The sequence below is a fragment of the Stenotrophomonas sp. 82F1 genome (assembly GCF_056861525.1).
The window spans coordinates 1-21,841 of the sequence record NZ_JBSPUD010000026.1 but is presented as its reverse complement, the minus strand read 5'-3'; the positions used below and the strand labels follow the sequence as shown (position 1 = coordinate 21,841).

23 protein-coding genes and 1 pseudogene are annotated in these 21,841 nt (G+C 61.4%); 14 read left to right on the top strand and 10 right to left on the bottom strand.

Annotated features, from left to right (window positions below):
• The first annotated feature begins 14 nt into the window (after positions 1 to 14).
• From AC13GI_RS19260 to AC13GI_RS19240, 5 genes and pseudogenes are all read left to right on the top strand, one after another.
• The gene (locus AC13GI_RS19260) at positions 15 to 1,352 is read left to right on the top strand and encodes a type II restriction endonuclease (protein WP_146186941.1); all 1,338 of its coding nucleotides are present in this window, start codon (positions 15 to 17) and stop codon (positions 1,350 to 1,352) included.
• Between the two features lie 92 nt (positions 1,353 to 1,444).
• A pseudogene (locus tag AC13GI_RS19255) lies at positions 1,445 to 2,386 on the top strand (IS30 family transposase); the annotation flags it as partial.
• Between the two features lie 121 nt (positions 2,387 to 2,507).
• Positions 2,508 to 2,606, top strand: a complete 99-nt coding sequence (locus AC13GI_RS19250) for a hypothetical protein (protein ID WP_482997101.1) — start codon at positions 2,508 to 2,510, stop codon at positions 2,604 to 2,606.
• A complete protein-coding gene (locus tag AC13GI_RS19245; protein ID WP_482997100.1) occupies positions 2,603 to 2,791 on the top strand; it encodes an SMEK domain-containing protein in 189 nt (62 codons plus the stop codon). The genes AC13GI_RS19250 and AC13GI_RS19245 overlap by 4 nt, the downstream gene beginning before the upstream one ends.
• 459 nt (positions 2,792 to 3,250) lie before the next feature.
• Complete coding sequence (locus AC13GI_RS19240) at positions 3,251 to 3,478, top strand: hypothetical protein (RefSeq protein WP_482997062.1); 228 nt, start codon at positions 3,251 to 3,253, stop codon at positions 3,476 to 3,478.
• Positions 3,479 to 3,814: 336 nt separating this feature from the next.
• Here the strand turns inward: AC13GI_RS19240 and AC13GI_RS19235 are convergent, their stop codons facing one another.
• From AC13GI_RS19235 to aceE, 7 genes are all read right to left on the bottom strand, one after another.
• Positions 3,815 to 4,576 carry an HNH endonuclease gene (locus AC13GI_RS19235; RefSeq protein WP_181393001.1) on the bottom strand — a complete coding sequence of 254 codons (762 nt, stop codon included), beginning with the start codon at positions 4,574 to 4,576 and terminating at the stop codon, positions 3,815 to 3,817.
• An 84-nt stretch (positions 4,577 to 4,660) separates the two neighbouring features.
• A complete protein-coding gene (locus tag AC13GI_RS19230) occupies positions 4,661 to 5,377 on the bottom strand; it encodes a hypothetical protein (RefSeq protein WP_482997061.1) in 717 nt (238 codons plus the stop codon).
• Positions 5,377 to 6,042, bottom strand: coding sequence for a hypothetical protein (locus AC13GI_RS19225; RefSeq protein WP_482997060.1), 666 nt, complete (start codon positions 6,040 to 6,042; stop codon positions 5,377 to 5,379). Before AC13GI_RS19225 ends, AC13GI_RS19230 begins: the two co-directional genes overlap by 1 nt.
• 77 nt (positions 6,043 to 6,119) lie before the next feature.
• Positions 6,120 to 7,925 (bottom strand): hypothetical protein, encoded by a 1,806-nt coding sequence (locus tag AC13GI_RS19220; protein WP_482997059.1) that lies wholly within the window; start codon positions 7,923 to 7,925, stop codon positions 6,120 to 6,122.
• Positions 7,926 to 7,952: 27 nt separating this feature from the next.
• The gene (locus AC13GI_RS19215) at positions 7,953 to 8,894 is read right to left on the bottom strand and encodes a sce7725 family protein (protein WP_482997058.1); all 942 of its coding nucleotides are present in this window, start codon (positions 8,892 to 8,894) and stop codon (positions 7,953 to 7,955) included.
• 20 nt (positions 8,895 to 8,914) lie between these two features.
• A complete protein-coding gene (locus AC13GI_RS19210; protein WP_482997099.1) occupies positions 8,915 to 9,727 on the bottom strand; it encodes a sce7726 family protein in 813 nt (270 codons plus the stop codon).
• A gap of 143 nt (positions 9,728 to 9,870) precedes the next feature.
• Positions 9,871 to 12,558, bottom strand: a complete 2,688-nt coding sequence (gene aceE, locus AC13GI_RS19205; RefSeq protein WP_032975588.1) for a pyruvate dehydrogenase (acetyl-transferring), homodimeric type — start codon at positions 12,556 to 12,558, stop codon at positions 9,871 to 9,873.
• Between the two features lie 635 nt (positions 12,559 to 13,193).
• Between aceE and AC13GI_RS19200 the strand changes: the two genes are divergently transcribed.
• Positions 13,194 to 13,754, top strand: a complete 561-nt coding sequence (locus AC13GI_RS19200) for a PadR family transcriptional regulator (protein ID WP_482997057.1) — start codon at positions 13,194 to 13,196, stop codon at positions 13,752 to 13,754.
• A gap of 60 nt (positions 13,755 to 13,814) precedes the next feature.
• Positions 13,815 to 14,612, top strand: a complete 798-nt coding sequence (locus AC13GI_RS19195; RefSeq protein WP_482997056.1) for a siderophore-interacting protein — start codon at positions 13,815 to 13,817, stop codon at positions 14,610 to 14,612.
• 93 nt (positions 14,613 to 14,705) lie between these two features.
• Here the strand turns inward: AC13GI_RS19195 and AC13GI_RS19190 are convergent, their stop codons facing one another.
• Positions 14,706 to 15,527: a hypothetical protein gene (locus AC13GI_RS19190; protein WP_482997055.1), complete on the bottom strand. Its 822-nt coding sequence runs from the start codon at positions 15,525 to 15,527 to the stop codon at positions 14,706 to 14,708.
• A 91-nt stretch (positions 15,528 to 15,618) separates the two neighbouring features.
• On the opposite strand from AC13GI_RS19190, the gene AC13GI_RS19185 reads away from it, so the two are divergent.
• Positions 15,619 to 16,020, top strand: a complete 402-nt coding sequence (locus AC13GI_RS19185; RefSeq protein ID WP_251473070.1) for a hypothetical protein — start codon at positions 15,619 to 15,621, stop codon at positions 16,018 to 16,020.
• Positions 16,021 to 16,169: 149 nt separating this feature from the next.
• Here the strand turns inward: AC13GI_RS19185 and AC13GI_RS19180 are convergent, their stop codons facing one another.
• Positions 16,170 to 16,880, bottom strand: coding sequence for a YceI family protein (locus tag AC13GI_RS19180; RefSeq protein ID WP_025878214.1), 711 nt, complete (start codon positions 16,878 to 16,880; stop codon positions 16,170 to 16,172).
• Positions 16,881 to 16,965: 85 nt separating this feature from the next.
• Positions 16,966 to 17,556 carry a malonic semialdehyde reductase gene (locus AC13GI_RS19175; RefSeq protein ID WP_025878215.1) on the bottom strand — a complete coding sequence of 197 codons (591 nt, stop codon included), beginning with the start codon at positions 17,554 to 17,556 and terminating at the stop codon, positions 16,966 to 16,968.
• Between the two features lie 122 nt (positions 17,557 to 17,678).
• Between AC13GI_RS19175 and AC13GI_RS19170 the strand changes: the two genes are divergently transcribed.
• The 6 genes from AC13GI_RS19170 to AC13GI_RS19145 all read left to right on the top strand — a co-directional run bounded on the left by AC13GI_RS19170 (position 17,679) and on the right by AC13GI_RS19145 (position 21,535).
• Positions 17,679 to 18,638 (top strand): mitochondrial fission ELM1 family protein, encoded by a 960-nt coding sequence (locus AC13GI_RS19170; RefSeq protein ID WP_482997054.1) that lies wholly within the window; start codon positions 17,679 to 17,681, stop codon positions 18,636 to 18,638.
• Between the two features lie 78 nt (positions 18,639 to 18,716).
• A complete protein-coding gene (locus tag AC13GI_RS19165) occupies positions 18,717 to 18,935 on the top strand; it encodes a hypothetical protein (protein WP_032975596.1) in 219 nt (72 codons plus the stop codon).
• 57 nt (positions 18,936 to 18,992) lie between these two features.
• Positions 18,993 to 19,841 carry a DUF2145 domain-containing protein gene (locus AC13GI_RS19160; protein WP_482997053.1) on the top strand — a complete coding sequence of 283 codons (849 nt, stop codon included), beginning with the start codon at positions 18,993 to 18,995 and terminating at the stop codon, positions 19,839 to 19,841.
• Positions 19,842 to 19,859: 18 nt separating this feature from the next.
• Positions 19,860 to 20,351, top strand: a complete 492-nt coding sequence (locus tag AC13GI_RS19155) for a hypothetical protein (protein WP_380653026.1) — start codon at positions 19,860 to 19,862, stop codon at positions 20,349 to 20,351.
• A 33-nt stretch (positions 20,352 to 20,384) separates the two neighbouring features.
• Entirely contained in the window at positions 20,385 to 20,900 is a 516-nt protein-coding gene (locus AC13GI_RS19150) for a hypothetical protein (protein WP_380653023.1), read from the top strand.
• 74 nt (positions 20,901 to 20,974) lie between these two features.
• Positions 20,975 to 21,535 (top strand): queuosine precursor transporter, encoded by a 561-nt coding sequence (locus tag AC13GI_RS19145; RefSeq protein ID WP_482997052.1) that lies wholly within the window; start codon positions 20,975 to 20,977, stop codon positions 21,533 to 21,535.
• Positions 21,536 to 21,841 lie beyond the last annotated feature (306 nt).

The window sequence follows — 21,841 nt, the reverse complement described above, 5'->3', positions numbered from 1 at the left end:
GAACTAACGTGGACATGGATTTTCTGGAGCAGAGCTCAGACCAGTGGTCGCTGATGGAGTCCTTTGTCGGCCGCAGCGGCAAGCTGTTTCTGAAAAAACTCTCGCGTAATGATGCATCGTGGGCTAATGAGGGTGGCGGCCATCAGTATGGCTTCTATGTGCCCCGCGCCGTACGCGAGTCTGAATTTTTTCCGAAGCTTCATGCCCGGGAAGACATCCCGCATATCCTGGAAGCTGACTGTCCATCCTTCTGGCCTCAAACCGGTGAGGTCAGGAGCGACTCAGGTATCAAGTACTACAGCAACAAGGGCTCTGAGTGCCACTTCACGAGGATTCCCGCAGAGCTTTTTGCTGGCCTCAATCCCGCATCATGGCTTCTGGGCGGGACGCTTGAAGAGCCTGAAGGGGATGCGCATCACTGGTTCATGGTGATCGACTCAGCATCTACGGAAGCGGAAATGCTTGAGAGTCGCCTCGACATCCAAGCGAACTTCCACTTCGATCTTTTCGATCCATCGAAGTTCAAACGCGCCTCGGCCATCGAGTCGGACGAAGCTGCGGAACTGATCAGCGAGATCGATGCCGCGATCAGGACTGGCACCGTCGAGACGCTCGTTGCGAAGTACTCGAAGCTTCCTGATTCGCTTGTGCTTGCGGATGAGGCGCGGTTGGATTTCCTCAGATCTGTGAGGTCGAAGACGTTCAACCCATGGGATATCAAAAAGCCTGGCGACGCTCTCATGCGCGTAAGCAGGGACATCGAGTTTTCAATCTACCGCCGACATGAGCTCCGCATGAGGGCAGTAGAAGTCGCCAAAGTTCTAGCCCAGCATGATCGGTCTGCGACTGCAGCTGTACGCGGTTTCGCGTCCTTGAACTCGATATTTCTCTCTGCGAGCCAACAGCGGAAGAGCCGAGCTGGAAAGTCATTTGAGACCCATCTGGCCGCCATGTTGAAGGAGGGGGGAGTGAGGTTCGAGGCGCAGGCAATTCTTGGCCAGCGACGGCCGGACTTCGTCCTTCCTGATCAGGCGACGGTAGCCCTGGACACGCAGCGGCGATATGAAGACGCAGCCATTCTTTCGGCCAAGACGACTCTACGCGAGCGATGGAAGCAGATCACCCACGAACGCTTCAATTGTGCAATCTTTCTGGCTACGGTGGATGACCGGGTTTCGAAGGAAGCGCTTGCAGATCTACGAAAGGCAGAGATCACGCTGGTGGTGCCGGAGTCGTTGAAGATGAAGACCAATGAGTCCCTCTACTATCACGACACGAACGTGATCTCCTTCCGGGATTTCTTTGACGAAGAACTGGCTCGCAAGCGGCCAGTTCTATTACTTGGAGGATGATCCGGGGGACGACAGTTTCATCCCAACACGGAAGCAACATGCTTAGACTCAATCTCCAAGTGCAACACCCCACTAACGAGTAGGGTGTCAGCATGTCCAGGCATTACAACCATATGAGCGAGGAAGAACGCGCTGTTGTCCAGATCGATATCCAGGATGGCAAGAGTATGCGATCCATCGCCAAGCGCTTGGGGCGGAGCCCTTCGACCCTGAGCCGCGAGTTGGCCCGGCAAGACGTTGGAGCGTACAGCGCCACCGAGGCCGGCAGAGACTATCGTGTCCGTCGACTACGCTCTGTTCGGCGCCGTCGACTACGCTCTGTTCGGCGCCGCCGACTGATCGAGGGCAGCGAGCGCTTTCAGTTCGTCCGTGATCACTTGGTTCTGTATCGCTGGTCGCCCCAGCAGATTGCTGCCAAGCTTCGCGCCAAGCACCCGGACGATTCCAGCCAGCGCGTAAGCCACGAGACTATTTACGCCAACATCTATGCCCACCCGCGTGGAGGGCTGAAGAAAGAGCTGGTGGAAGCCCTTCGGCAGAGTAAGCCGACGCGAGGGCTACGCCGCACGACAGCAGCAAAGCGGACAAGGGTTCCTGAGCAGCTGCGCATTGTGCATCGCCCGGAAGAAGTACAGAAGCGACTGGTTCCGGGTCACTGGGAAGGCGACCTGATCAAGGGTGCTTTCAACCGCTCCTGCGTTGGGACGCTGGTCGAACGAAAGAAGCGCTTTGTGATCCTCTGCAAGATGGACGGCTGCACAGCGGAAGCGGCACTGGAGGGCTTCAGTCGGCAACTGAAAAAGCTGCATGAATCCATTCGCACGAGTTTGACTTACGATCCAGGCACGGAGCTCACGTGCTACCCAGAGCTGATGGACCGCTTGGACATCGACGTGTGGTTTGCTGATCCACACGCGCCGTGGCAGCGCGGCAGCAATGAGAACACCAACGGACTGCTTCGGCAGTTCCTGCCCAAGGGCATTGATCTGTCGAGGCCGAGCCAGGAGTACCTCAATCACGTTGCGATGCTCATCACGTGTTGCGCTTGCTTCTTGAGACCGCCCTTTCTTTCAGGACTATTAACCCATGATCACTCGCGGCCATTACATCGGGTAGATTGTTGACGAGCTCGCTTCGATAAGTGCACAGGTGAAGATGCGCAATCGCTTAGGGCTCACGGACCTTAAGCTATTCTGCGAAAACTTCTTCCGAGACGTACTAAACTGCCTGCTTAACGCAAATCTTGAGAGCTGAATGAAGAGCACTCGAACGAACCTAGACTAGATCTTGGCGATAGAAAGAACGGACTGGCGATTCAAGTCACCTCATCTGCCACCTCCCAGAAGGTAAACGATACTCTCCGCAAGATCACGTCAGACCAGAAGAATGAATACAAAAATCTTGTTGTATTGTCCGTTTGCGAGAGACAACAAAGCTAAACTTTAGATGCCAACATGGCCAATGAGCTGAGTTTTCACAGCAACTGCGTATGGGATATGAACACTCTCGCGCACAAGGCTCTAAATCTAGACATATTCACCTTGGAACGCTTCCACCGAACAGTCCGAGCGAATGTCGCGAAGGTACATGTAGAGCTTGAAGTTCCGGATGAGAAAGACACCTATCCCACTAGCGGATATGATCTATGGCAGCCCCGCATCCAACCTAGGATTGGCAATGGCATAGCGTTCGCAGAGTTCTCTGCAGATAGGGCGGGCGTTGCACTAGATGACATCGATCTCAGCGAGATTCAGGGTGGCCTGAAGAAGCTTGGAAGGGAATTGGCAAGACTGCCGCGGGTTACTCGCGAGTTCCTTGTGGTCCTACTCGAGCGACGCAACCGCAAGCGATCCAGCTGATTTGATGGCGCATGGTCGCACACACTTCACCACACGGTTGTGCGTGAGTACCGTGGCGGCGACGTCAGGGAGGAGATTGAAATTCTGGAGCACGCCGAACTCGTCGCAGTGAACGGCGACGATCCAGCAGCATGTGGCCCGACAGAGATTGGCGTCCGTTTGAGCAAAGTGAGCGATGAGCTCGCGCACAACTTCCTAAAGTTTGTAAAGGCAAAGAACCTCTCTCTTCGGCATGTAATAGGTGAGGGCGATCTCCCCGCCTTCTGATCGACACGCCCCCCCTGTGATGACCAACCAGTTTCTACTTAGATGGTGTGGTGATGATAGCAGTGCCGCTTCCAAGATCTCCATCCTCAGCGACCGATGATTGTGCCGCAGCTGTCCGCGCGCGGCAGGAAAGGCGCACGCTCCCCGCCCGTGCGACCCATGGCGGCTTATCAGGGCCCGCTCCAGCGAACCGAACGGTCCTGACGTCATCGGTCCAGGAAAAGGACCAACCTCGACTTGCACCGGGGGGCCAGCGCTCGCTCTATTGTTCCACGTTTTCGCTGATAGGTATCTGCACAAGGAAAGGCTACAGCTGAACCCCACTTCAATTCGCCGTTAAAGTGTCGCCGTTTTCAAGCGAATCCCACTAGCGAGGCGCTTGGAAATCGCGCTGCGGTCGCTCCCGTGATGCAATCTGCGATGGCACATCGGACATATGGCCGCGACATTCTCAAGCACATCCGGGCCGCCGTCGGAAAGTGGCTCGATGTGATGAACCTCTAAGTATGGCGAGCCATCATCCCGCAAGAACAGGGAAACCTCGCAATCTTCCACCTCGCACTTCCCGCCTGCACGAAGGAGAGCTCCTGCGACAACCCACGGATTGCGCTCATACACGCTTCGCTGGACGATCTTTTTGTTTCCGCTCGGCGCAACCCCCAATGCGCGCGCCATAATCCTAGCGGGCGCACTTTTTGCAAGCACTTCAGCGAGCTGCTCGGGGTCCGCAGGACAATCCCCCTTGCGGAACGCAAACACCCGCTCGCCAATGTTTGCAATGACAACAAGGTCACCAACCCTCATCCACTGGGAGACTATCTCCCGCCCTAAGCGCAACTCCCCCTTCCTGCTTGCGTCGGGTGCACGCTCAGACTCATAGAATGTCGCCTCAGCGGTGGTTATCGTGGCATCGAACAAGATTGATACATCAAACGGATCCTCATGCTTCGGCGCTCGCCCGGCGTTGGTTAGAACAGCCACCTGACCCCGAGACAATACATAGGCGCTTTTCCCACGATCCGTTGCAGTTACTTCCTTCTCTGATGCGGAATCGAATAGCCCAAGCGCGATACTCCCCGAGTTCACCAATGCATTCATCATATCCTCCGGTGGGTCACCCTTTAGAGCTAGCGTTTAGTAAGGGAATAGTGTGCCGATTGAACACGTCAACGGGAGAGGCGTTCACCTCCAGCGATCAAACTCCGCCGGAAGAAGTTCTAACAATAGATCAACTGAACAATCTTCAAGATCGTAGGTAAGTTGAAGCTGACGAAGGACCGCAACTAAACGTCGTGGAGTACCGCTCCCCTTCCCGCCTGCGCCACGCTTCAGCCCACACTTCTTGTCGTCATACCAGAGGCGATCCGCAAGCCTGATGATACTCCGTGTCTTAAATATGTCCGCGTACGCACCAATCTGCTCGGAGACATCAGATCTAAGAGCACCGTCGGCGCTTGTGTTCAAGAGAACTCGCGATGCCTTTCCGTGAACGTGATAACTCTGCCAGGCCGATCTCATAACATGGCGATAGTAGCTTCTGAATGAGAAGCTCGGACTCAATACATAGATGGCTCGCTCTCGTCCACGCCTCCACCCCGTCGAGTCAGCGGGACTAATGTAATCAAAGAACATCAGGGATAGCCACGTCCACATCCCCGCATCCTTAGTGAACGAGGAAACGGGAAGAGGGAGCAGAATGCTGTTTAGATACTCACCCAGCTCATATCCATTCTTAAATTTGCGCTGATCAACCTCAATGGATCCATCAACGCACTGGGAATACCGATCATCGTCAAGAAGTTCGACGGGAACACGTGCGGTTGGGTCGGCGTCAAGCTTGCTCAGGAATTCCTCGAAGATGGAGATCCCAGCGGCATTCAGCCGAGACAGACAGACCATCACTGCACCTCCATGCTCGTCATCATTCTCTCCAACAGCGCGTGGCGAGCCGAGAACGCTTCGGCAACGTCATCCTCGATGTCTTCCGATAAAACTTCGTTGTCAATCTGAACAACCAGATCAATCCCGCACTCCCGATTCACCCACGTGACCCAGTCCGCAGCCCAATCTTGGCTATCGATGGCTCCACGGGCAACGATGCTGGCAACAATCACGCGCAAGACATGGGGAAGAATCAAGGCTGCGTAAACTGGATTAGCGATGAGTTCCTCTTTCAGACTTGGAACTCTATTGCTTACGCTAAGCATCGGACCGTCATCGGGATCAACCTCAACCTTCCAAACTTGCGAGCCAAGGTCAGCTGATCTGACTGGAAGAATGGATCGCCTACCAGCCTTCCCTTCGTCGCTGCTCGGTCGGAGTCGGTTTGCGGCAGCAAGGATCCTCCCAATGCGTTCTGACTCATCAACAACGCGAACTCTGAAGAGCACGGAACCACTGGCATCCAACTCACCAAGCTCATGAACCTCTCCGTTTTTTAGATGGAGAACCGTCCCAAAGTCGAATCGCATGGTCGAGTTCTTGACATATGCTTCAACGTAGACGCGAGCATCATTGGGCAGACTCAGGCCGGCGAGATCAATATGAGCTCGAAAGCGCTGCATACCCCCTTCCATGTCAAGTGAAATGGAACAGGATGATTGTTCTATCCTCTTTCGCCCAGTGTGATTGAACCTCCTTCTCATGACTTCACCTCCGCCAAGACAGCGATATCGCGGTTCATGTCGAACCCACTGAACTCCACACGGAACGCGCCGCCTTTACTCGTAATGATTCCCGTGAATGCCGTCTTGGGCGTGAAATCAGCCGAATCGGATTCCACCAGAATACTCCCGACTCTGAGGTCGAAATCTGATGGGTGGTGTTTTGCAAAGGGATCACCCCGAACGAGGTCGTAGGCCACTGACACTTGGACAACCAGCCCTGGGGGAGCACTAGCGTCACCGACAACCGCGAATCCACGATCAGTCGAGTGGACCTTGTAGTGGGTGGGCGTGGGGCTCACCTTAGGCATGACGGGTCGATCGACCTTTTCCCCGCCAGCACCACCGCCGCGCGCGCCATCCTCACTAGGGACAGAGAAGAAATCAAAGAGCGCGTCCTTATCAATAGTTTCGACATCAACGCTGAGCAACGAGTACAGTCGCTGCGCAAGATCGCGAATTTCCTTCAACCGCTCGCGAGGGGCCCTCCATCGGGCTACGACTCGTTCCGCGCTAGCCGAGCAACCCGTATGTGCTGGATTCTCAGCATCGGCAAGAAATTCAGCGACACCGTCGTCCTCCGCAAGAATCGCGCATGCCGTCTTCTTCCCACGGAAGTATCTCTTTTCCGCAGATAGGACAATTGATCGGCGGACAAACATTGCATCGACATCAACATCTGCTTTCTTCAAGTAGACGTCGACATGTGAGGCAACCGGAGTACCATCTTTCCGCAACAGCTTTAGTGGAGCTCTGAATGCGCATACTTGCCCGCCCTGGAACAAAGTCCTGACCGCGTCTACATCTGGAATGAGGTCTCCCTGAGATCGCGCCCATCCGGCGGGCAGCTCCAATGGCGGCGTCGCGGCAATTTTGTAGATCCTATTGATCTCATCGATGAAGTTGATTGTCGCGGTAAGGCGCTCGTCATTATTCGCAACTGAAAGCGCTACTTCGCCATAATTTTTCGCCGAAATCCGCGCCCCATCTACTTGAACGACGAGCCTCCCGAAAAGGATGGGAACGAAGTAATTCGTAACAACCGCGCGTAGCGCCGAGTTGCTATCTACATCAGACCTCAGGAACGGGATTACTACGGAAAGGCCGGGCTCCTTGACTCTTGATAATCCAAAGAGGTCATTGAAAGCCGCAATCCTTGAGGCGTCTCGAGACGGCAGCTGCATGCCACCATCATCCAAGTCACAGTAGAAGCCGTGGGAATCAATACGAGTACCGTCCGCGAGTTCATGATGTTTCAAGACTACTTGCCCCATCAAAAGGGGAGAGGTGTCGTTATCTCGAATGGTAAGCCCAACCAACGTACGCGCACTTGACGAGCTTGAGAACACGAGCTTCCCCAGCCCCCAACGGCCAAGCGATTTACCTCCCTTGTGAGACTTTCCCATTCGTCTCCAGAAGTCGCAGAATGGGCCTTGATCCCATGAGTTCCAGTTACCTTTCAGCCCCGTCGTGCCAAAGTCTTCGATTACCAAGATCGAGACAGATCGGGTGTCCGAAACCGGGCTAAGGCCACAGAGCGTCAAATGCTTGTCCAGCTCATTCGTATCCAGAAACTCATAGGCGCGGGTGGCTGATTTACCCTCCATCACGGAGAATCTGAACCGCACCTCGACAGCCCCTCCAGTGGATGCGTCAAGCGAGTTCTGAATCGACTCTCTAACCAGAGCTTCGACCAACTCGACCTCATCGTTGTTGAACTGGTCGCGCTGCGTTGGATCTCGCTCCATCTCTCCTGGAGGAAGCGACCTAAATTCGAGCTTCATTACCCATGTCCTTGGATACGTAAGAAATCATATGGAGCGTGGAGCGTTAACAGACATCAGCGCGTTCTGCATGGTGTGAATATGCCCTTTCAAGGACCATCGTTTAGCTACCCCCAAGGTATGAAAAGCCCCATCTACGAGATAGCCATCGATCAGACCTGAGCTTCCAAATCCTGCCGATGGCGGATTGCCCACATAGGCTCGAAGCTTGTCTAGTGCATCTGCGTACTGGAAATGGATATGGGAGTCCACCAAATGGTCACCTGATACGAAGTGATTGCATACGAACTTGTTTCGTAGCCGCTCCGTCAGGTGCAAGGCAACGTTTGAAGCACGTCCTCCGCCGGCCTTGTAGTAGTCCCCGACAATGCCAAAATCCCCAAACCCTAGGAATCCGGCTTGTCGATACAGACCAAAAGCCGACGAGAAGGGGCTCTGAGCGGGGTAGAGTCCGTTCTTCGCCTTTCTCATGAATGGGTCACTGATCACCACGTCCGTACATGATGCTAGGCCGTGTTGACTCGCCTCTGGGTGGGCAGCCTGAAAATACACATGGATCGCAGGATTCTGCAGCTTCGCGAACGCTCGATGAACTTCATGCGCAGGCGCAGACATACGGTGCACCAGCATTACTTGTTCGGCGCCGAAAGAACGAACAAAGAGTTTGGCGGCAACGTTCATTTCGCCTGAGCAAATCTCGAAGGCAGGAATTACTAAAGTGGGGAACTCCAGGAGGAGCTTCCTCACAAACTCCGACAAACGTGCCTGCGACTCTGGCGCAACGGCATTTGCGATGACAGCAATACGCTGCCCTTGCTCAACAATAACCTCAAGCCTGCGATACAGGTGAGCATCCATCTTCTCGACTCGGAAGATGGGAAGTACCAAGCCCGGACCGGCAGTGACCTTTGCTAACTCCGAGACTGCAAATAGCTCATTCAGATTTCCACGCATGTACGGAAAGTACATGTCCCTCCCCCCCTGTTCCGTCAGGAGTCTCTTTCTAAGACGTCCATCACATCTCTGTCAAGCAGGTTGATCAAGGCCCCCCACTGTCTAGCTGTCATTTTGTAGAGATAAGCAGCCGGCAGCAGCGCTGCGGGAAGATCAGCAATGTCCTTAATGCGCGGCCTTGCAAGTCCACGTCTGCGCAAAGCAGCCATGTAGTGGGAATGCACCTCAACCGGGTCCATGCTTTCAATCTGCTGCAAAACCGATTTATGGCTACTGACGTCAAGATCCCTGTCCGCGGCCGAGAGCAACTCCAAGTACTCGTCCCGACGCATGGCATCGAACATTGCAACGCTCGATAGTCCCGCCGTAAATTTGACGCTACGCCGATGAATTGTCAGGCCTCGGCTTCGATTCAAAGTCATAATCCCGACGCTACTTGGAACCACATGCAAAGCGCGCTCGACATGGCGCCTGTCCAATACCAAATTCACATGGGTAAAACTTGAGTAGTAGTCTGCAATCTGAGCGGGAGCTTTTGCGAGGTCATCCAAGCCCGTTTTCACCTCGTACACTACTCCCTCATGTCGCACGAAAACCAGATCCGCTCGGCTCTTTCGCACACGGTGCTCATTGAATACGGCAACGGTATGCGGACGGAAGCTTCCCCTGACAATACGGTCCAGAAGGACGCTCTTGTAGAAGTATTCGTCTGGTCGGTGCCTAGAGAGCTGGAGGTGAATCTGCTCCAAGAGCTCCCTAACTGTCGAGCTCCCTTCCGTTCCCTTTAGTACGTCTCCATCCAGGAATCGCCCAAAGTTTCTAACCGCTGACGACGCGTCGTCAGCCATTGCACGAATGGAACTCGCGCAGAAGACTTTCGCTGCGCCTTCGACCCGTTCGACGGACAAATCAATCGACCTCATTGGTCTCTTCCCTGTAAAAGAAAGAAGGAGGCCTTGGCCTCCTCTTCCTTTTGCACAGTGGCAACAAATCAAACCCCAACAGGGTTAGCCTTCTCCGGATCAATCTTGTACTGCTTGATCGCCCGGGCCACATCCTTAGCCGTCATCTTCCCGTCCTTCGCCAGCGCCGCAATCGCGGCATGCGCGATGTAGTACCGGTCAACCTCAAAGAACCGGCGCAGGTTCGCACGCGTATCCGAACGGCCAAACCCATCCGTACCCAGCACGGTGTACGACATCGGCACGAACGCACGGATCTGGTCCGCATACGCACGCACGTAGTCGGTGGCGGCAATCGCCGGGCCCTGGCGGCCTTCCAGCAGCTCGGTCACGTAGGCCTTGCGCTGCTCACCTTCCGGATGCAGGCGGTTGGCACGTTCCACGTCGAAACCATCGCGACGCAGTTCGTTGAAGCTCGGGCAGCTCCAGATGTCGGCGGTCACGCCGAAGTCCTTGTCCAGCAGCTCGGCCGCGGCAATGGCTTCGCGCAGGATGGTGCCCGAACCCAGCAGCTGCACGCGCAGCTCGCCCTTCTTCGGCTTGCCGGCGTCGGTCAGCAGGTACATGCCCTTGACGATGCCTTCGGCCGCACCTTCCGGCATTTCCGGGTGGGTGTAGTTCTCGTTCATCAGGGTGACGTAGTAGTACTCGTCAATCTGATCTTCCATCATCGCCTTGGTGCCGTGCTGCAGGATCACCGTCACTTCGAAGCCGAAGGTCGGGTCGTAGCTGCGCACGTTCGGAATGCCACCGGCCACCAGATGGCTGAAGCCATCTTCGTGCTGCAGGCCTTCACCGTTCAGCGTGGTGCGGCCGGCGGTACCACCCAGCAGGAAGCCGCGGGTACGCATGTCGGCAGCCTGCCAGGCGATGTCACCCACGCGCTGGAAGCCGAACATCGAGTAGTAGATGTAGAACGGCAGCATCGGCACGTTGCTGACCGAGTAGCTGGTACCGGCGGCCATCCACGAGCTGATCGCACCCGGCTCGCTGATGCCCTGCTGCAGCACCTGGCCGCTCTGGTCTTCGCGGTAGAACATCAGCTGGTCGGCGTCGACCGGCTTGTACTTCTGGCCGAACGGCGCGTAGATGCCGATCTGCCGGAACAGGCCTTCCATGCCGAAGGTACGGGCTTCGTCGGCCACGATCGGCACGATGTGCGGGCCCAGTTCCTTGTCGCGCAGGGTGATGTTCAGGCTCTGCACGAAGGCCATGGTGGTGGAGTAGCTGCGCTCGCCACTGCTCTTCAGCAGGCGCTCATAGCTTTCCAGCTTCGGTGCATTGAAGCTCTTTTCGGCCTTGCGGCGGCGCTGCGGCAGGTAACCACCCAGCGACGCACGGCGTTCCTGCAGGTACTGCACTTCCGGCGAATCCGGGCCCGGGTGGTAGAACGGCACCTGGCCGTCGGCCAGCTGCGCGTCGGTCACCGGAATGTTGAAGCGGTCGCGGAAGTGGCGCACCGCTTCGTCGTCCAGCTTCTTGGTCTGGTGGGTCGGGTTCAGTGCCTCACCGGCGCTGCCCATGCCGTAGCCCTTGACCGTCTTGGCCAGGATCACGGTCGGCATGCCCTTGGTGTTCACGGCCTGGTGGTAGGCAGCGTACACCTTGTGCGGGTCGTGGCCACCACGGTTCAGGCGCCAGATGTCGTCGTCGGACAGACCGGCCACCATCGCAGCGGTTTCCGGGTACTTGCCGAAGAAATGCTCGCGGGTATACGCGCCGCCGAAGGCCTTGCAGTTCTGGTATTCGCCGTCGACGGTTTCCATCATCAGCTTCTTCAGGACGCCATTGGTGTCCTTGGCCAGCAGGGCATCCCAGTAACCGCCCCACAGCAGCTTGATGACATTCCAGCCGCCGCCACGGAACACGCCTTCCAGTTCCTGGATGATCTTGCCGTTGCCGCGCACCGGGCCATCCAGGCGCTGCAGGTTGCAGTTCACCACGAAGATCAGGTTGTCCAGGCCTTCACGGCCGGCCAGCGCAATGGCACCCAGGGTTTCCGGCTCGTCGCTCTCGCCGTCGCCGATGAAGCACCACACCTTGCGGTCGGACTTCTCGATCAGGCCACGGTTTTCCAGATAGCGCATGAACTGCGCCTGGTAGATGGCGGCCAGCGGGCCCAGGCCCATCGACACGGTGGGGGTCTGCCAGTATTCCGGCATCAGCCACGGGTGCGGGTACGACGACAGGCCGCCGCCGTCCACTTCCATGCGGAACTTGTCCAGCTGCTCTTCGCTGATGCGGCCTTCCAGGAAGGAACGCGCGTAGATGCCCGGGGCGCTGTGGCCCTGGATGAACAGCAGGTCGCCCGGGTGGTTCTCGCTGGGGGCGCGCCAGAAGTGGTTGAAGCCCACGTCGTACAGCGTTGCGCCGGAGGCGAACGAGGCGATGTGGCCGCCCAGGTCACCCGGCTTGCGATTGGCGCGGACCACGGTGGCCATCGCGTTCCAGCGGATGATCGAACGGATGCGCCATTCCAGTTCGGCGTTGCCCGGGCTCTTGGCCTCCAGCTGCGGCTCGATGGTGTTGACGTATTCGGTAGTGGGAGAGAACGGCAGATAGGCACCCGAACGACGGGTCAGTTCCACCATGCCTTCCAGCAGCTGATGCGCGCGCTCGGGGCCCTCGACATCAATAACGGCCTTCAACGACTCGATCCACTCCTGGGTTTCCACAGGATTCGGGTCGTTGTTCAGCACCTCGTTCAACCAGTTCATTAGCGCTCCCATTACCGCACGCACGCGCGCGACTGTTGATAGATTTCTAGACCGCAAAGTGTAGCGCACCAAGGGCTTTCGTCACTTGGCTACGCTGGCGTATGGAGGCAGGCCACCCCTGTCTGCATGGCATGTCCCGGGACGTCCACCGGCGGGACAAAGCACTGCTGCAGGCCGCTGTTGCTGCCTGCAAGGGCTGCGCCAGCTGTCGTTCGCGGCCTGCTGCGCCCATGCGCAGGACGCAGTGTTACTGCTGCGGATGACCGTTGTAGGGCAAGGCCGGCGCCGTGTCGGCGTTGTCTGACGGGCTGCCGCTGAACCCGCGACAACGTGTCGCGCGCGCCTCTCGACGCAGAGGGCGCCGCTGCGCACGGTTGGCGGCGAGCAGGCCCCTTCCCGCGGTTCGCCGCTCGTCTGCTGCGCCCCGCCCGGGGCGGAACCCGCAGCGCCGTTGCGTGGCCCGATACGGATGTCAGGCCGCGCAACGGTGGCCTGCGCCGCGCGCAACCCTCCCCTTCAGCCCTTGCAGTAGCTGGCTGCATGGCCCGATCTGGCAAGCGTTGTGGCCGAAACCGTACTTGTCGGGTCCGGCTTATCGATATATCGTTTGCGGCACACGTTACCGATATATCGAAATGGGCCGCTCCCCCTCCCCCAAAAGCCGCACCGACGATGCCGCGGTACCCCGCCGCAACGGCCAGCCGCGCGTGCTCAGCCGTGGCGACCTGCGCCTGCTGGTGCTGGCGCTGATCGGCGAGCAGCCGCGCCACGGCTACGAGTTGATGCAGCACATCAGCACCATGTTCATGCAGGCCTACACCCCCAGTGCCGGCACCATGTACCCGCTGCTGGCCAGCTTCGAGCAGGCCGGCTGGGTGGAATCGGAAGAGGTGGACGGCCGCCGTGTGTTCCGCATCACCAGCGCCGGCGAGTTCGAGCTGAAGGTGCAGCGCACCCAGGTGCGGTTGGCGCAGCGGCGCGCGTTCGACCGCGCCCGCGAGATCACCAAGGCCTCGCTGCCGGCGCCACTGGCCGCTGCGCTGCGCGAGTTCAAGCTGGCGCTGGTGCACCACCACGGGCGCTGGGCCGACGGCGAAGCCGAGCAGGTGGCGGCGCTGCTGTCGCGCGCGTCGGCGCTGATCAATGGCCAGGGCAGCAACGTGTCCTCTCCCTTTTCTACGACCCAGCCAGACTGAATCCAGCCAGGTCTTCCCCCATGCCGCGCGCCCCCGCGCGACCTTCTGACAGGTACCCCCATGACCGAACATCACAACTCGCGCCTGCGCCTGGATGTGCGCTTCCGTGAACTGACGGTGCTGCGCACCGAGACTGTCACCCCGCACATGCGCCGCATCGTGCTGGGCGGCGACGACCTGGCCGGCTTCGATTCGCCCGGCGCCGACGACCACATCAAGCTTTTCTTCCCCAACACCAGCGGCGAGATGGTGCTGCCGGTGCTGACCGCCGAGGGCCGCAGCTATCCGGACGGCAAGCAGCCGTCGCCGGCGCGCGACTACACTCCGCGCTGGTGGGACCACGAAACCGGCGAGCTGGCCATCGACTTCGTGCTGCACGACCAGGGCATTGCCGGGCCGTGGGCCGAGCGCGCACAGGCCGGCGACACGCTGGTGATCGGCGGCCCGCGCGGTTCGTTCGTGGTGGCCGACAGCTACGACGCCTATGTGCTGATTGGCGATGAAACCGCGCTGCCGGCCATCGCCCGCTGGCTGGACGTGCTGCCCGAAGGCGCCGAGGTACAGGCGTACATCGAAGTGGCCGACGAGGACGAGCGCCAGGATCTGCCGCAGTACGAGAACGTGCGCATCCACTGGCTGGAGCGCAATGGCTTTCCGGCGGCCAGCAGCACGCTGCTGGAAGACATGCTGACCGACTTCGAGGCGCCGGACGGCGATGCGTTCTACTGGATCGCCACCGAATCGCGCCGCGCACGGATGATGCGCAAGTTCATCGAAGGCCACCTGGGCGTGCCGCGCGACTGGATCCGCTCGACCGGTTACTGGAAGGCGCACCCGGACGAACAGGACGGCGATTGACCGGGCAGCCGGTGGGCGCGGACCGTTGGCCCGCACGTCTTTGACTATGTAGAGCCGAGCCCATGCTCGGCTGCTGCTCTATCCGCCCTCGCGCTACGCGCGATGAGCCGAGCATGGGCTCGGCTCTACAAGAGCGCGGGGCGCAGCCCCACGCACCCACCCGAACCGATGCGCGGCCCAGATCTCCAGCGCCAGCAGCAGCGCGATGATCGCCAGCGGCAGCAGCAACCCCAGGTACACGCCCGGCATCATGCCGTTGATCTGCGCCTTCACCAGCCGCAGCACGCCGCGTGTATGCAGCAGTTCGTCGATACGCATCGTCAGCGCCTCGCGCACCATCTTCGGCTCCAGGCCGACCGTGCCGGCCTTGTCGATCAGCGTGTCTTCCACCATCGCGCGCAGCAGCCCGGCGCGCACCTTGCCGATCACCCAGCCCACGCCACGTGCCATCGGCCCGTCACCCAGCCGGTCCACGCCGGGCAACGGATGCTCGCTCAGGTAGATCGCGGCCAGCGAATCTGCAACATCCCCCACCGTGCCCTGGCTCTGCAGCGCTGCACGCATGCGCTCGTCTTCCAGCGAGGCGGTGAAGCCACTGCTCCAGCCTTCCACCATCGTCTGCAGGTGCGGCTGGAAGTGATCGAGCTGCTTGAACAGCGCGCGGTGCGCGCCGGCGGTGAAGCCCAGTTGCAGGCCGAAGAACGCGACCAGCAACGGCAGCAGCACCACATACGAGGCCAGCAGCCCGTGGTGCCAACCTCGCTGTCGCCGCAGCCAGCCGCGTCGATGCAGCCAGCGCCAGGCGAAGATGCCCAGCGCCAGCCCCAACAGGGTGCCCAGCACGCTGCCGCCGATCAGATCGAGCACGCTCAGGCAGGTCCAGAATTCGCCGAGCCAGTACTGCGCTTCCTGCATGGTGTTGTCTTCCGTGGTTCAGTGCGGCCGCCATGGTAACCGCGACCCCATGCGACAATCGCGCTCCTTTCCTGCACCAACGAGGCCCCACGTGGGCAAATTGACCCTGAGCGGCGTGGACACGCTGCGTACCCGCCTGGCCGACGACAGCGCCTGCGACGCAGTGCTGTCCGCCTTCGCCGACCCGGCTGCGGCGCGCGTACCGCTGCGTGAGCTGGTCGAGGCACAGCACCGCTACCTGCAGGCCGAACATGAAGTGGCACAGGTGGCGGACATCCTGCGCCGCGACCAGAAGTACGCGCCGGTGGGTCGCCCGTCGGTGCATATCGTGCAGCTGCGCAAGCAGCAGGCGTCGACCAGGCAGGCCGCGCTGATCGCCCGCCAGGTGGTGGCACAGGCCGCGCAGACGTTCGTGCGCGCGAGCGGGTTGGTGGTGAAGGCCAAGCAGAGCCCGAGCGAAGCGTCGGCCGCGTGGCTGGGTACGCTGCGCTGAGCGCGCATACCCGGTAGTGGCCAACCTTGGTTGGCCTGCGGATTGATTGTGTGCCGACCAAGGTCGGCACCTACCGGAGCACCCAAAAAAGAAGGCCCGCTTTTCAGCGGGCCTTCTGCCTTCTCACGACGAGTGAGCGGGATGTTGCATCAAGCAGCCGGCTTCTCGCCGGTGGCTTCGGTGGTGATGCGGATCTTCACTTCATCGCTGACGTTCGGGGCGTAGGCGCCGACGCCGAAATCGCTGCGCTTGATGGTGGTGGTGGCATCGAAGCCGGCGGCCGGAACCTTGGCCATCGGGTGCTCGCCGCCGCCGTTGACGGTCACATCCAGGGTCACCGGCTTGGTGATGTCCTTGATGGTCAGATCGCCAGTGACGGTCAGCTTGTTGGTGCCGGCCGATTCGACCTTGGTGCTCTTGAAGCTGGCGGCCGGGAACTTGGCAGCGTCGAAGAAGTCGGCGCTCTTCAGGTGCTCGTCGAACTTGGCGGTGAAGCTGTTCAGGCCGCTCAGCGGCAGCTTCACTTCCACGGTGGACTTGGTGACGTCGGTGGCGTCGTACACCAGGGTGCCTTCGGCGTTGCCGAAGTGCGCGCTCGGGTTGGAGAAGCCGAAGTGGCTCCACTGCGCCAGCACGTCGGTGTGGGTCGGGTCGAGCTTGTAGGTGCCCGAGGCGATGGTGATGGCGGCAGCCGCCGGGGCAGCAGCAGCGGCATCGGCGGCCGGGGTGGTGGCAGCCTGCTCGGTGGCGGCCGGGGCAGCAGCATCGGCGGCCGGGGCGGCGGTGTCGGCCGGCTTGGAGCAGGCGGCGATAGCCAGGGTCAGGGCCAGCGGCAGCAGCAGTTTACGGGTGGCGCTCATCTCAGGAACTCTCCGGATCGTAGGGTGGGAACACAGTGCAGCAATGGCCCGCCACGGCGGGCGGGCGCGAAACCGATACAGCGACTTACGCGATGCGCGCCGCTTCGTCGAAGGACAGACGCGGCAGACGGGGGAACAGGCCCGAATCGTCACCGTACCCCAGGTTGACCAGGAAATTCGACTTGATGCTGGTGCCGGCGAAGAACGCTTCATCGACCTTGGCATTGTCGAAGCCGGACATCGGGCCGGCATCCAGGCCCAGCGCGCGTGCGGCCAGGATCAGGTAGGCACCCTGCAGGCTGCCGTTGCGGAACGCGCCTTCGTGGCGGCCTTCGCGCGGGCCGTCGAACCAGGCCTTGGCATCGGTGTGCGGGAACAGGTACGGCAGCTTCTCGTGGAAGTCCTGGTCGAAGGCCACGATGACGGTGACCGGGGCGGCCAGGGTCTTGTTGTGGTTGCCTTCGGACAGCGCCGGTGCCAGTTTGGCCTTGGCTTCGGCCGACTTCACGAACACGAAGCGCGCCGGGCTGCCGTTGGCGGCGGTCGGGCCCCACTTCAGCAGGTCGTACAGAGCGTGCAGCTGCGCGTCTTCGACCGGCTTGTCGAGGAAGGCGTTCTGGGTACGGGCGGTGCGGAACAACTGGTCCAGTGCAGCAGCGTCGAGCGCGTGGGACATCGGTGGATCTCCAGGGCGGCTAAGGTCAGTGCCCGCGGGCGGCGCGGGGCGGAACGTCGATCCGCAGTGTAGAGTGTCGCGACTGTTGCAACACCCAGCAGGATTGAAACGAATTAATGCCAATGGTGAAACGATCGAGCACGCCATGGACGGTCACCGATGGCCGTGCCGGTAATGTCCGCCAGGCGGTCGCGCTGGCGACGGCGCTGCGCCTGGGCAGCCACCGCCCCCTGGTACTGCAACCCCGCGCGCCGTGGCGCTGGCTGTCGCCGCGGCGCTTGCCCGGTGATGTGAGCGGCTACGGCGAGGCGTTCGCGTCCCTCGCTGCCGAGGCGCCTGCGCTGGCGATCGGCTGTGGCCGCCAGGCCGCCGGAGCGCTGCGCGTGCTGCGTGCGCGTGGCAGCCAGGTGGTGCAGATCCTCGACCCGCGCATCGGTTGCCGCCACTGGGACGTGGTGGTGGTGCCCGAGCATGACGCCCTGCGCGGCAGCAACGTGCTGACCCTGATCGGCAGCCTGAACCCGGTGGACGATGACTGGCTGGCCTTGGGCCGCGCCGCGTTCGCCAGCTTCAGCACCCTGCCCGGCCCGCGCACCGCGCTGCTGGTGGGCGGCCCGACGCCGCTGGCACCCTGGGATGAGACGGCGATGGTGCACGTGTTCCAGGCGCTGGCCGAACAGATCCGCAGCGAGGGTGGCAGCCTGCTGGCGACGACCTCGCGGCGCACGCCGCCGGCGCTGGCCGAGATCCTGCGCGCGAAGTTCGCCGACCTGCCGCATGTGATCTGGGGCGATGGCGGCGATGGCGTGAACCCGTATGCAGGTCTGCTCGGCTGGGCCAACCGGGTGGTGGTGTCGCCCGATTCGGTGAACCTGCTGTCCGAGGCCAGCGCCACGCGCATGCCGGTGATGGTGGCCCTGGCCCATACGGCGCAGGGACGGCTGGCGCGCTTCCAGCAGCAGCTGCGCGAACGCGGGCGTTTGCAGCCGCGCTGGTTGGATTGGCACTACGACCGCATCGAACCACTGCGCGAGACCGCGCGGATTGCCGCCGAGGTCAAAGCGCGGCTGGCGCTGGGGTGATGCCGTCCAGCGCTTTTTGAACATTTCGATCCGTCGGCGCAGTTAGAGTCCAGCCTCCCCCTCGGACTGGACGTCCCCATGCGCACCCTGCTTCTGCTGCCGCTGGCCCTGCTGGCGGCCTGTTCCACCACCCCCACCGAACTGGACCCGCTGTCGCACGCGTGCCAGCAGCAGCTGGATGCCTACCGCGAGCAGCCGGCGCTGCGCAATCCGCGCAACGAGCGCCCGCCGTTGCCGATCGCGCCGATCAGCGATGCCTGCGACAAGGAATTGCGGCGCAAGGGCGTGGAGCGTTGATTCCAGCGATGCGGGTATGATCGGCGCGCGGGCCTGCCCGCCTCTGGAGCGGTATACATGGAACGTCTGCATCGCCTGCGCTGCGGTCTGCTGTTGTTGATGGGCCTGCTGGCTTCCGCGCCGGCATGGGCCGACAGCGGCACCTGCCTGGAGCGCTACCCCAGCGTGGCCGCGCAGGCGGCGATGTTCGATGTGGCGTGGGCCACCGCTGAGCGCCTGGATGCGCTGCCCGACGTGGACGTGGTGATCGCCGCGCGTGGTGGCCAGGACCTGAGCCGCTACGGCCTGCGCCACAGCCACCTGGCCTTCCTGCTGCGCGAGGACGACGGCCGCTGGCGCGCGATGCACCTGCTCAACCGCTGCAAGACCGACAGTTCGCAGCTGTACCGTGAGGGCCTGGGCAATTTCGTCGGCGAGAGCGGCACCCATACCGACCTGCGCATCGGCGTGCCGCCGCCGGCGTTGCAGCTGGCACTGAAGCGGATGCTGGCAGCACCGGCGATCCAGCCCAAGGCGCTGCACGAATCCAAGTACAACGTCGTGGCCTATCCGTTCGCCACCGACTTCCAGAATTCCAACCAGTGGATCCTGGAAGTGCTGGCCGCGGCAATGGTGCAGGCTGAAGGTGGCCCGGTGATCGTCAAGCGCGAACAGGCACAGCACTGGCTGCGTGCGCAGAAGTACCAGCCCAGCGTGCTGCATATCGGCCTGGGCAAGCGCGTGGGTGCGCGCCTGTTCGTGGCCAACGCCACCACCACCGACCATCTGGCCAGTGAACGTATTTCCGGCAACTACTCGGTGGTGACGGTGGAATCGGTATTCGACTTCCTGCACCAGCGCAGCCAGCTGCAGCAGGAACTGACCATTGCGCATGCGACGGCCGACACTGCCGCCGCTGCGCCCTGACCTGGCAAGGAGAAGATGATGCGCAACCTGCCGTTTTCCGCGTTGGCCGTGCTTGTGTGCGGCAGCCTGTTGTCTGCAGCGCCGGCACATGCCGAGCGCCGCATCGTGATCATCCAGAACAGCGTGCCCGAGGGGCCGAGCCTGGAGATGTCCGCACCGATGGCGGCAGCTGCGCAAGCGGCGGCGGCCAAAGAAGCCGAAGAAACCGGCGTGCCCGCGGGCCAGGGCGCGGTGAAGCTACCGCAGATGCAGGTCAGCGCCATTTCCACCACCGTCGATGGTCGCCGCGAGGTGCTGCTGCGGGACGCCAGCAACCCGCAGAACACCGCCTCCATGCAATGGCCCAAGCGCCCCGGCGACCCGGCCGTGCAGTTCAACGTGGGCCAGACCGTGAACTTCCAACCCACCGGATCGGGCGACGGTTGGCAGGTGAGCGACAACCAGGGCCGGCCACTGGAATACCTGCCCGAAGCCACCGGCCCACGCGACATTTTCGATACGCAGCGCTGAGCCGCTGCTTCTCTTCCCGACCAGGAGGTCACCATGCTTCGTTCCCTGCGCGCCCCCGCCACCGCCCTGCTGCTCTCGACCCTGACGGTGCCGACCGTGCACGCCGGCGCCGCCCCGCACATCAATAGTGGCCAGGCCAGCGTGCTGGTCACTTCACTGATCGTGGTGTCGGTTCCGCTGGCTACCTCGATGGGCCTTGCAGCGCTGTCCAAGGCGCCGTTCAAGGCCAGCGAGCGCAATGGCAAAGTCGCCGAGCGCACCCCGGCGGTGCCGCTGCCGCCGATGGAAGTGAAGCAGGTGGCGACCACCGCCGCCGGCGAGCGCCAGGTGCAGCTGCAGGTACCGGACAAGGCTGACCAGACTGCCACCCTGCAGTGGCCGGCGATCGAGGGCGATGACCCGGTGGCCGGCTTCGTGGTCGGCCAGCAGGTGCGCTTCGACCCGACCGATGCCGGTGCCGGCTGGACGGTGAAGAACAGCGACGGCAAGGCCCTGGCCTATGTGCCCACGGCCTATGCCGCCGGCGACGCGCTGAGCGAGCAGCTGTAAAGCTGAACGGCCGTTTTTGGCTTTGCGGCGGGCCGGGCGGATAATGGACGATCCCCTTTTTCCCCTGGCTCGCCATGTCCGTGCGTCCTGCGCCTGTTTTTGCCCCGTTGACCGCCCGCGCCCTGGTGCTGGCGGTGCTGGCCATGAGCGCGGTGGTGCTGCTGTCCAACGTGCTGGTGCAGTACCCGATCAATGACTGGCTGACCTGGGGCGCCTTCAGCTATCCGGTCGCGTTTCTGGTCAGCAACCTGATCAACCGCCGCTTCGGCCCGGGCCCGGCCCGCCGCGTGGCGTGGATTGGTTTTGCGGTGGCGGTGCTGCTGTCGGTGTGGGTGGCGACGCCGCGCATTGCGATCGCTTCTTGCTCGGCCTTCATCGTGGCCCAGCTGCTGGACATCACCGTGTTCGACCGCCTGCGCCGTGGCAGCTGGTGGCGCGCGCCGATGGTGGCCACCACCTGCAGCGCGACGGTGGACACCACCATTTTCTGGTCGATCGCGTTTGCTGGCTCCACCCTGCCGTGGGTGAGCTGGGCCGCCGGCGACCTGGCGGTGAAGCTGGCGATCGGCGTATGCCTGCTGGCCCCGTTCCGCGCGCTGCTGTGGAAGATGGCGCCGCTGCGTACGGCCGGCTGACCACCGTTGCACGGGTAGGTGCCAACCTTGGTTGGCACACTCCCAGACCCCGGTGGGTGCCGACCGTTGGTCGGCACGCTTCTTCAGGGTTCATCGCAGCTGAGAAATTGTGCCGACCAACGGTCGGCACCTACCAATGTAAGGCCATCGCCGGGCCATTGAACCGGTGGCTGCCATCCTTGTTTGGCACATTCCCAGAACCCGGTGGCTGCCATCCTTGTTTGGCACATTCCCAGAACCCGGTGGGGGGGGGCCGGGGGGGGGGCGGCGGCATGCGGGGGGGGGGGAGCGGGGGGAGAGTTGGGA

Bases quoted from the DNA above. Each gene is read 5' to 3' on its own strand.
- AC13GI_RS19260 (WP_146186941.1), top strand. From the start codon at position 15: ATGGATTTTCTGGAGCAGAGCTCAGACCAGTGGTCGCTGATGGAGTCC.
- AC13GI_RS19250 (WP_482997101.1), top strand. From the start codon at position 2,508: ATGCGCAATCGCTTAGGGCTCACGGACCTTAAGCTATTCTGCGAAAAC.
- AC13GI_RS19235 (WP_181393001.1), bottom strand. From the start codon at position 4,576: ATGAATGCATTGGTGAACTCGGGGAGTATCGCGCTTGGGCTATTCGAT.
- AC13GI_RS19230 (WP_482997061.1), bottom strand. From the start codon at position 5,377: ATGGTCTGTCTGTCTCGGCTGAATGCCGCTGGGATCTCCATCTTCGAG.
- AC13GI_RS19225 (WP_482997060.1), bottom strand. From the start codon at position 6,042: ATGCAGCGCTTTCGAGCTCATATTGATCTCGCCGGCCTGAGTCTGCCC.
- AC13GI_RS19220 (WP_482997059.1), bottom strand. From the start codon at position 7,925: ATGAAGCTCGAATTTAGGTCGCTTCCTCCAGGAGAGATGGAGCGAGAT.
- AC13GI_RS19215 (WP_482997058.1), bottom strand. From the start codon at position 8,894: ATGTACTTTCCGTACATGCGTGGAAATCTGAATGAGCTATTTGCAGTC.
- AC13GI_RS19210 (WP_482997099.1), bottom strand. From the start codon at position 9,727: ATGGCTGACGACGCGTCGTCAGCGGTTAGAAACTTTGGGCGATTCCTG.
- aceE (WP_032975588.1), bottom strand. From the start codon at position 12,558: ATGAACTGGTTGAACGAGGTGCTGAACAACGACCCGAATCCTGTGGAA.
- AC13GI_RS19200 (WP_482997057.1), top strand. From the start codon at position 13,194: ATGGGCCGCTCCCCCTCCCCCAAAAGCCGCACCGACGATGCCGCGGTA.
- AC13GI_RS19195 (WP_482997056.1), top strand. From the start codon at position 13,815: ATGACCGAACATCACAACTCGCGCCTGCGCCTGGATGTGCGCTTCCGT.
- AC13GI_RS19190 (WP_482997055.1), bottom strand. From the start codon at position 15,527: ATGCAGGAAGCGCAGTACTGGCTCGGCGAATTCTGGACCTGCCTGAGC.
- AC13GI_RS19180 (WP_025878214.1), bottom strand. From the start codon at position 16,880: ATGAGCGCCACCCGTAAACTGCTGCTGCCGCTGGCCCTGACCCTGGCT.
- AC13GI_RS19175 (WP_025878215.1), bottom strand. From the start codon at position 17,556: ATGTCCCACGCGCTCGACGCTGCTGCACTGGACCAGTTGTTCCGCACC.
- AC13GI_RS19170 (WP_482997054.1), top strand. From the start codon at position 17,679: ATGGTGAAACGATCGAGCACGCCATGGACGGTCACCGATGGCCGTGCC.
- AC13GI_RS19165 (WP_032975596.1), top strand. From the start codon at position 18,717: ATGCGCACCCTGCTTCTGCTGCCGCTGGCCCTGCTGGCGGCCTGTTCC.
- AC13GI_RS19160 (WP_482997053.1), top strand. From the start codon at position 18,993: ATGGAACGTCTGCATCGCCTGCGCTGCGGTCTGCTGTTGTTGATGGGC.
- AC13GI_RS19155 (WP_380653026.1), top strand. From the start codon at position 19,860: ATGCGCAACCTGCCGTTTTCCGCGTTGGCCGTGCTTGTGTGCGGCAGC.
- AC13GI_RS19150 (WP_380653023.1), top strand. From the start codon at position 20,385: ATGCTTCGTTCCCTGCGCGCCCCCGCCACCGCCCTGCTGCTCTCGACC.
- AC13GI_RS19145 (WP_482997052.1), top strand. From the start codon at position 20,975: ATGTCCGTGCGTCCTGCGCCTGTTTTTGCCCCGTTGACCGCCCGCGCC.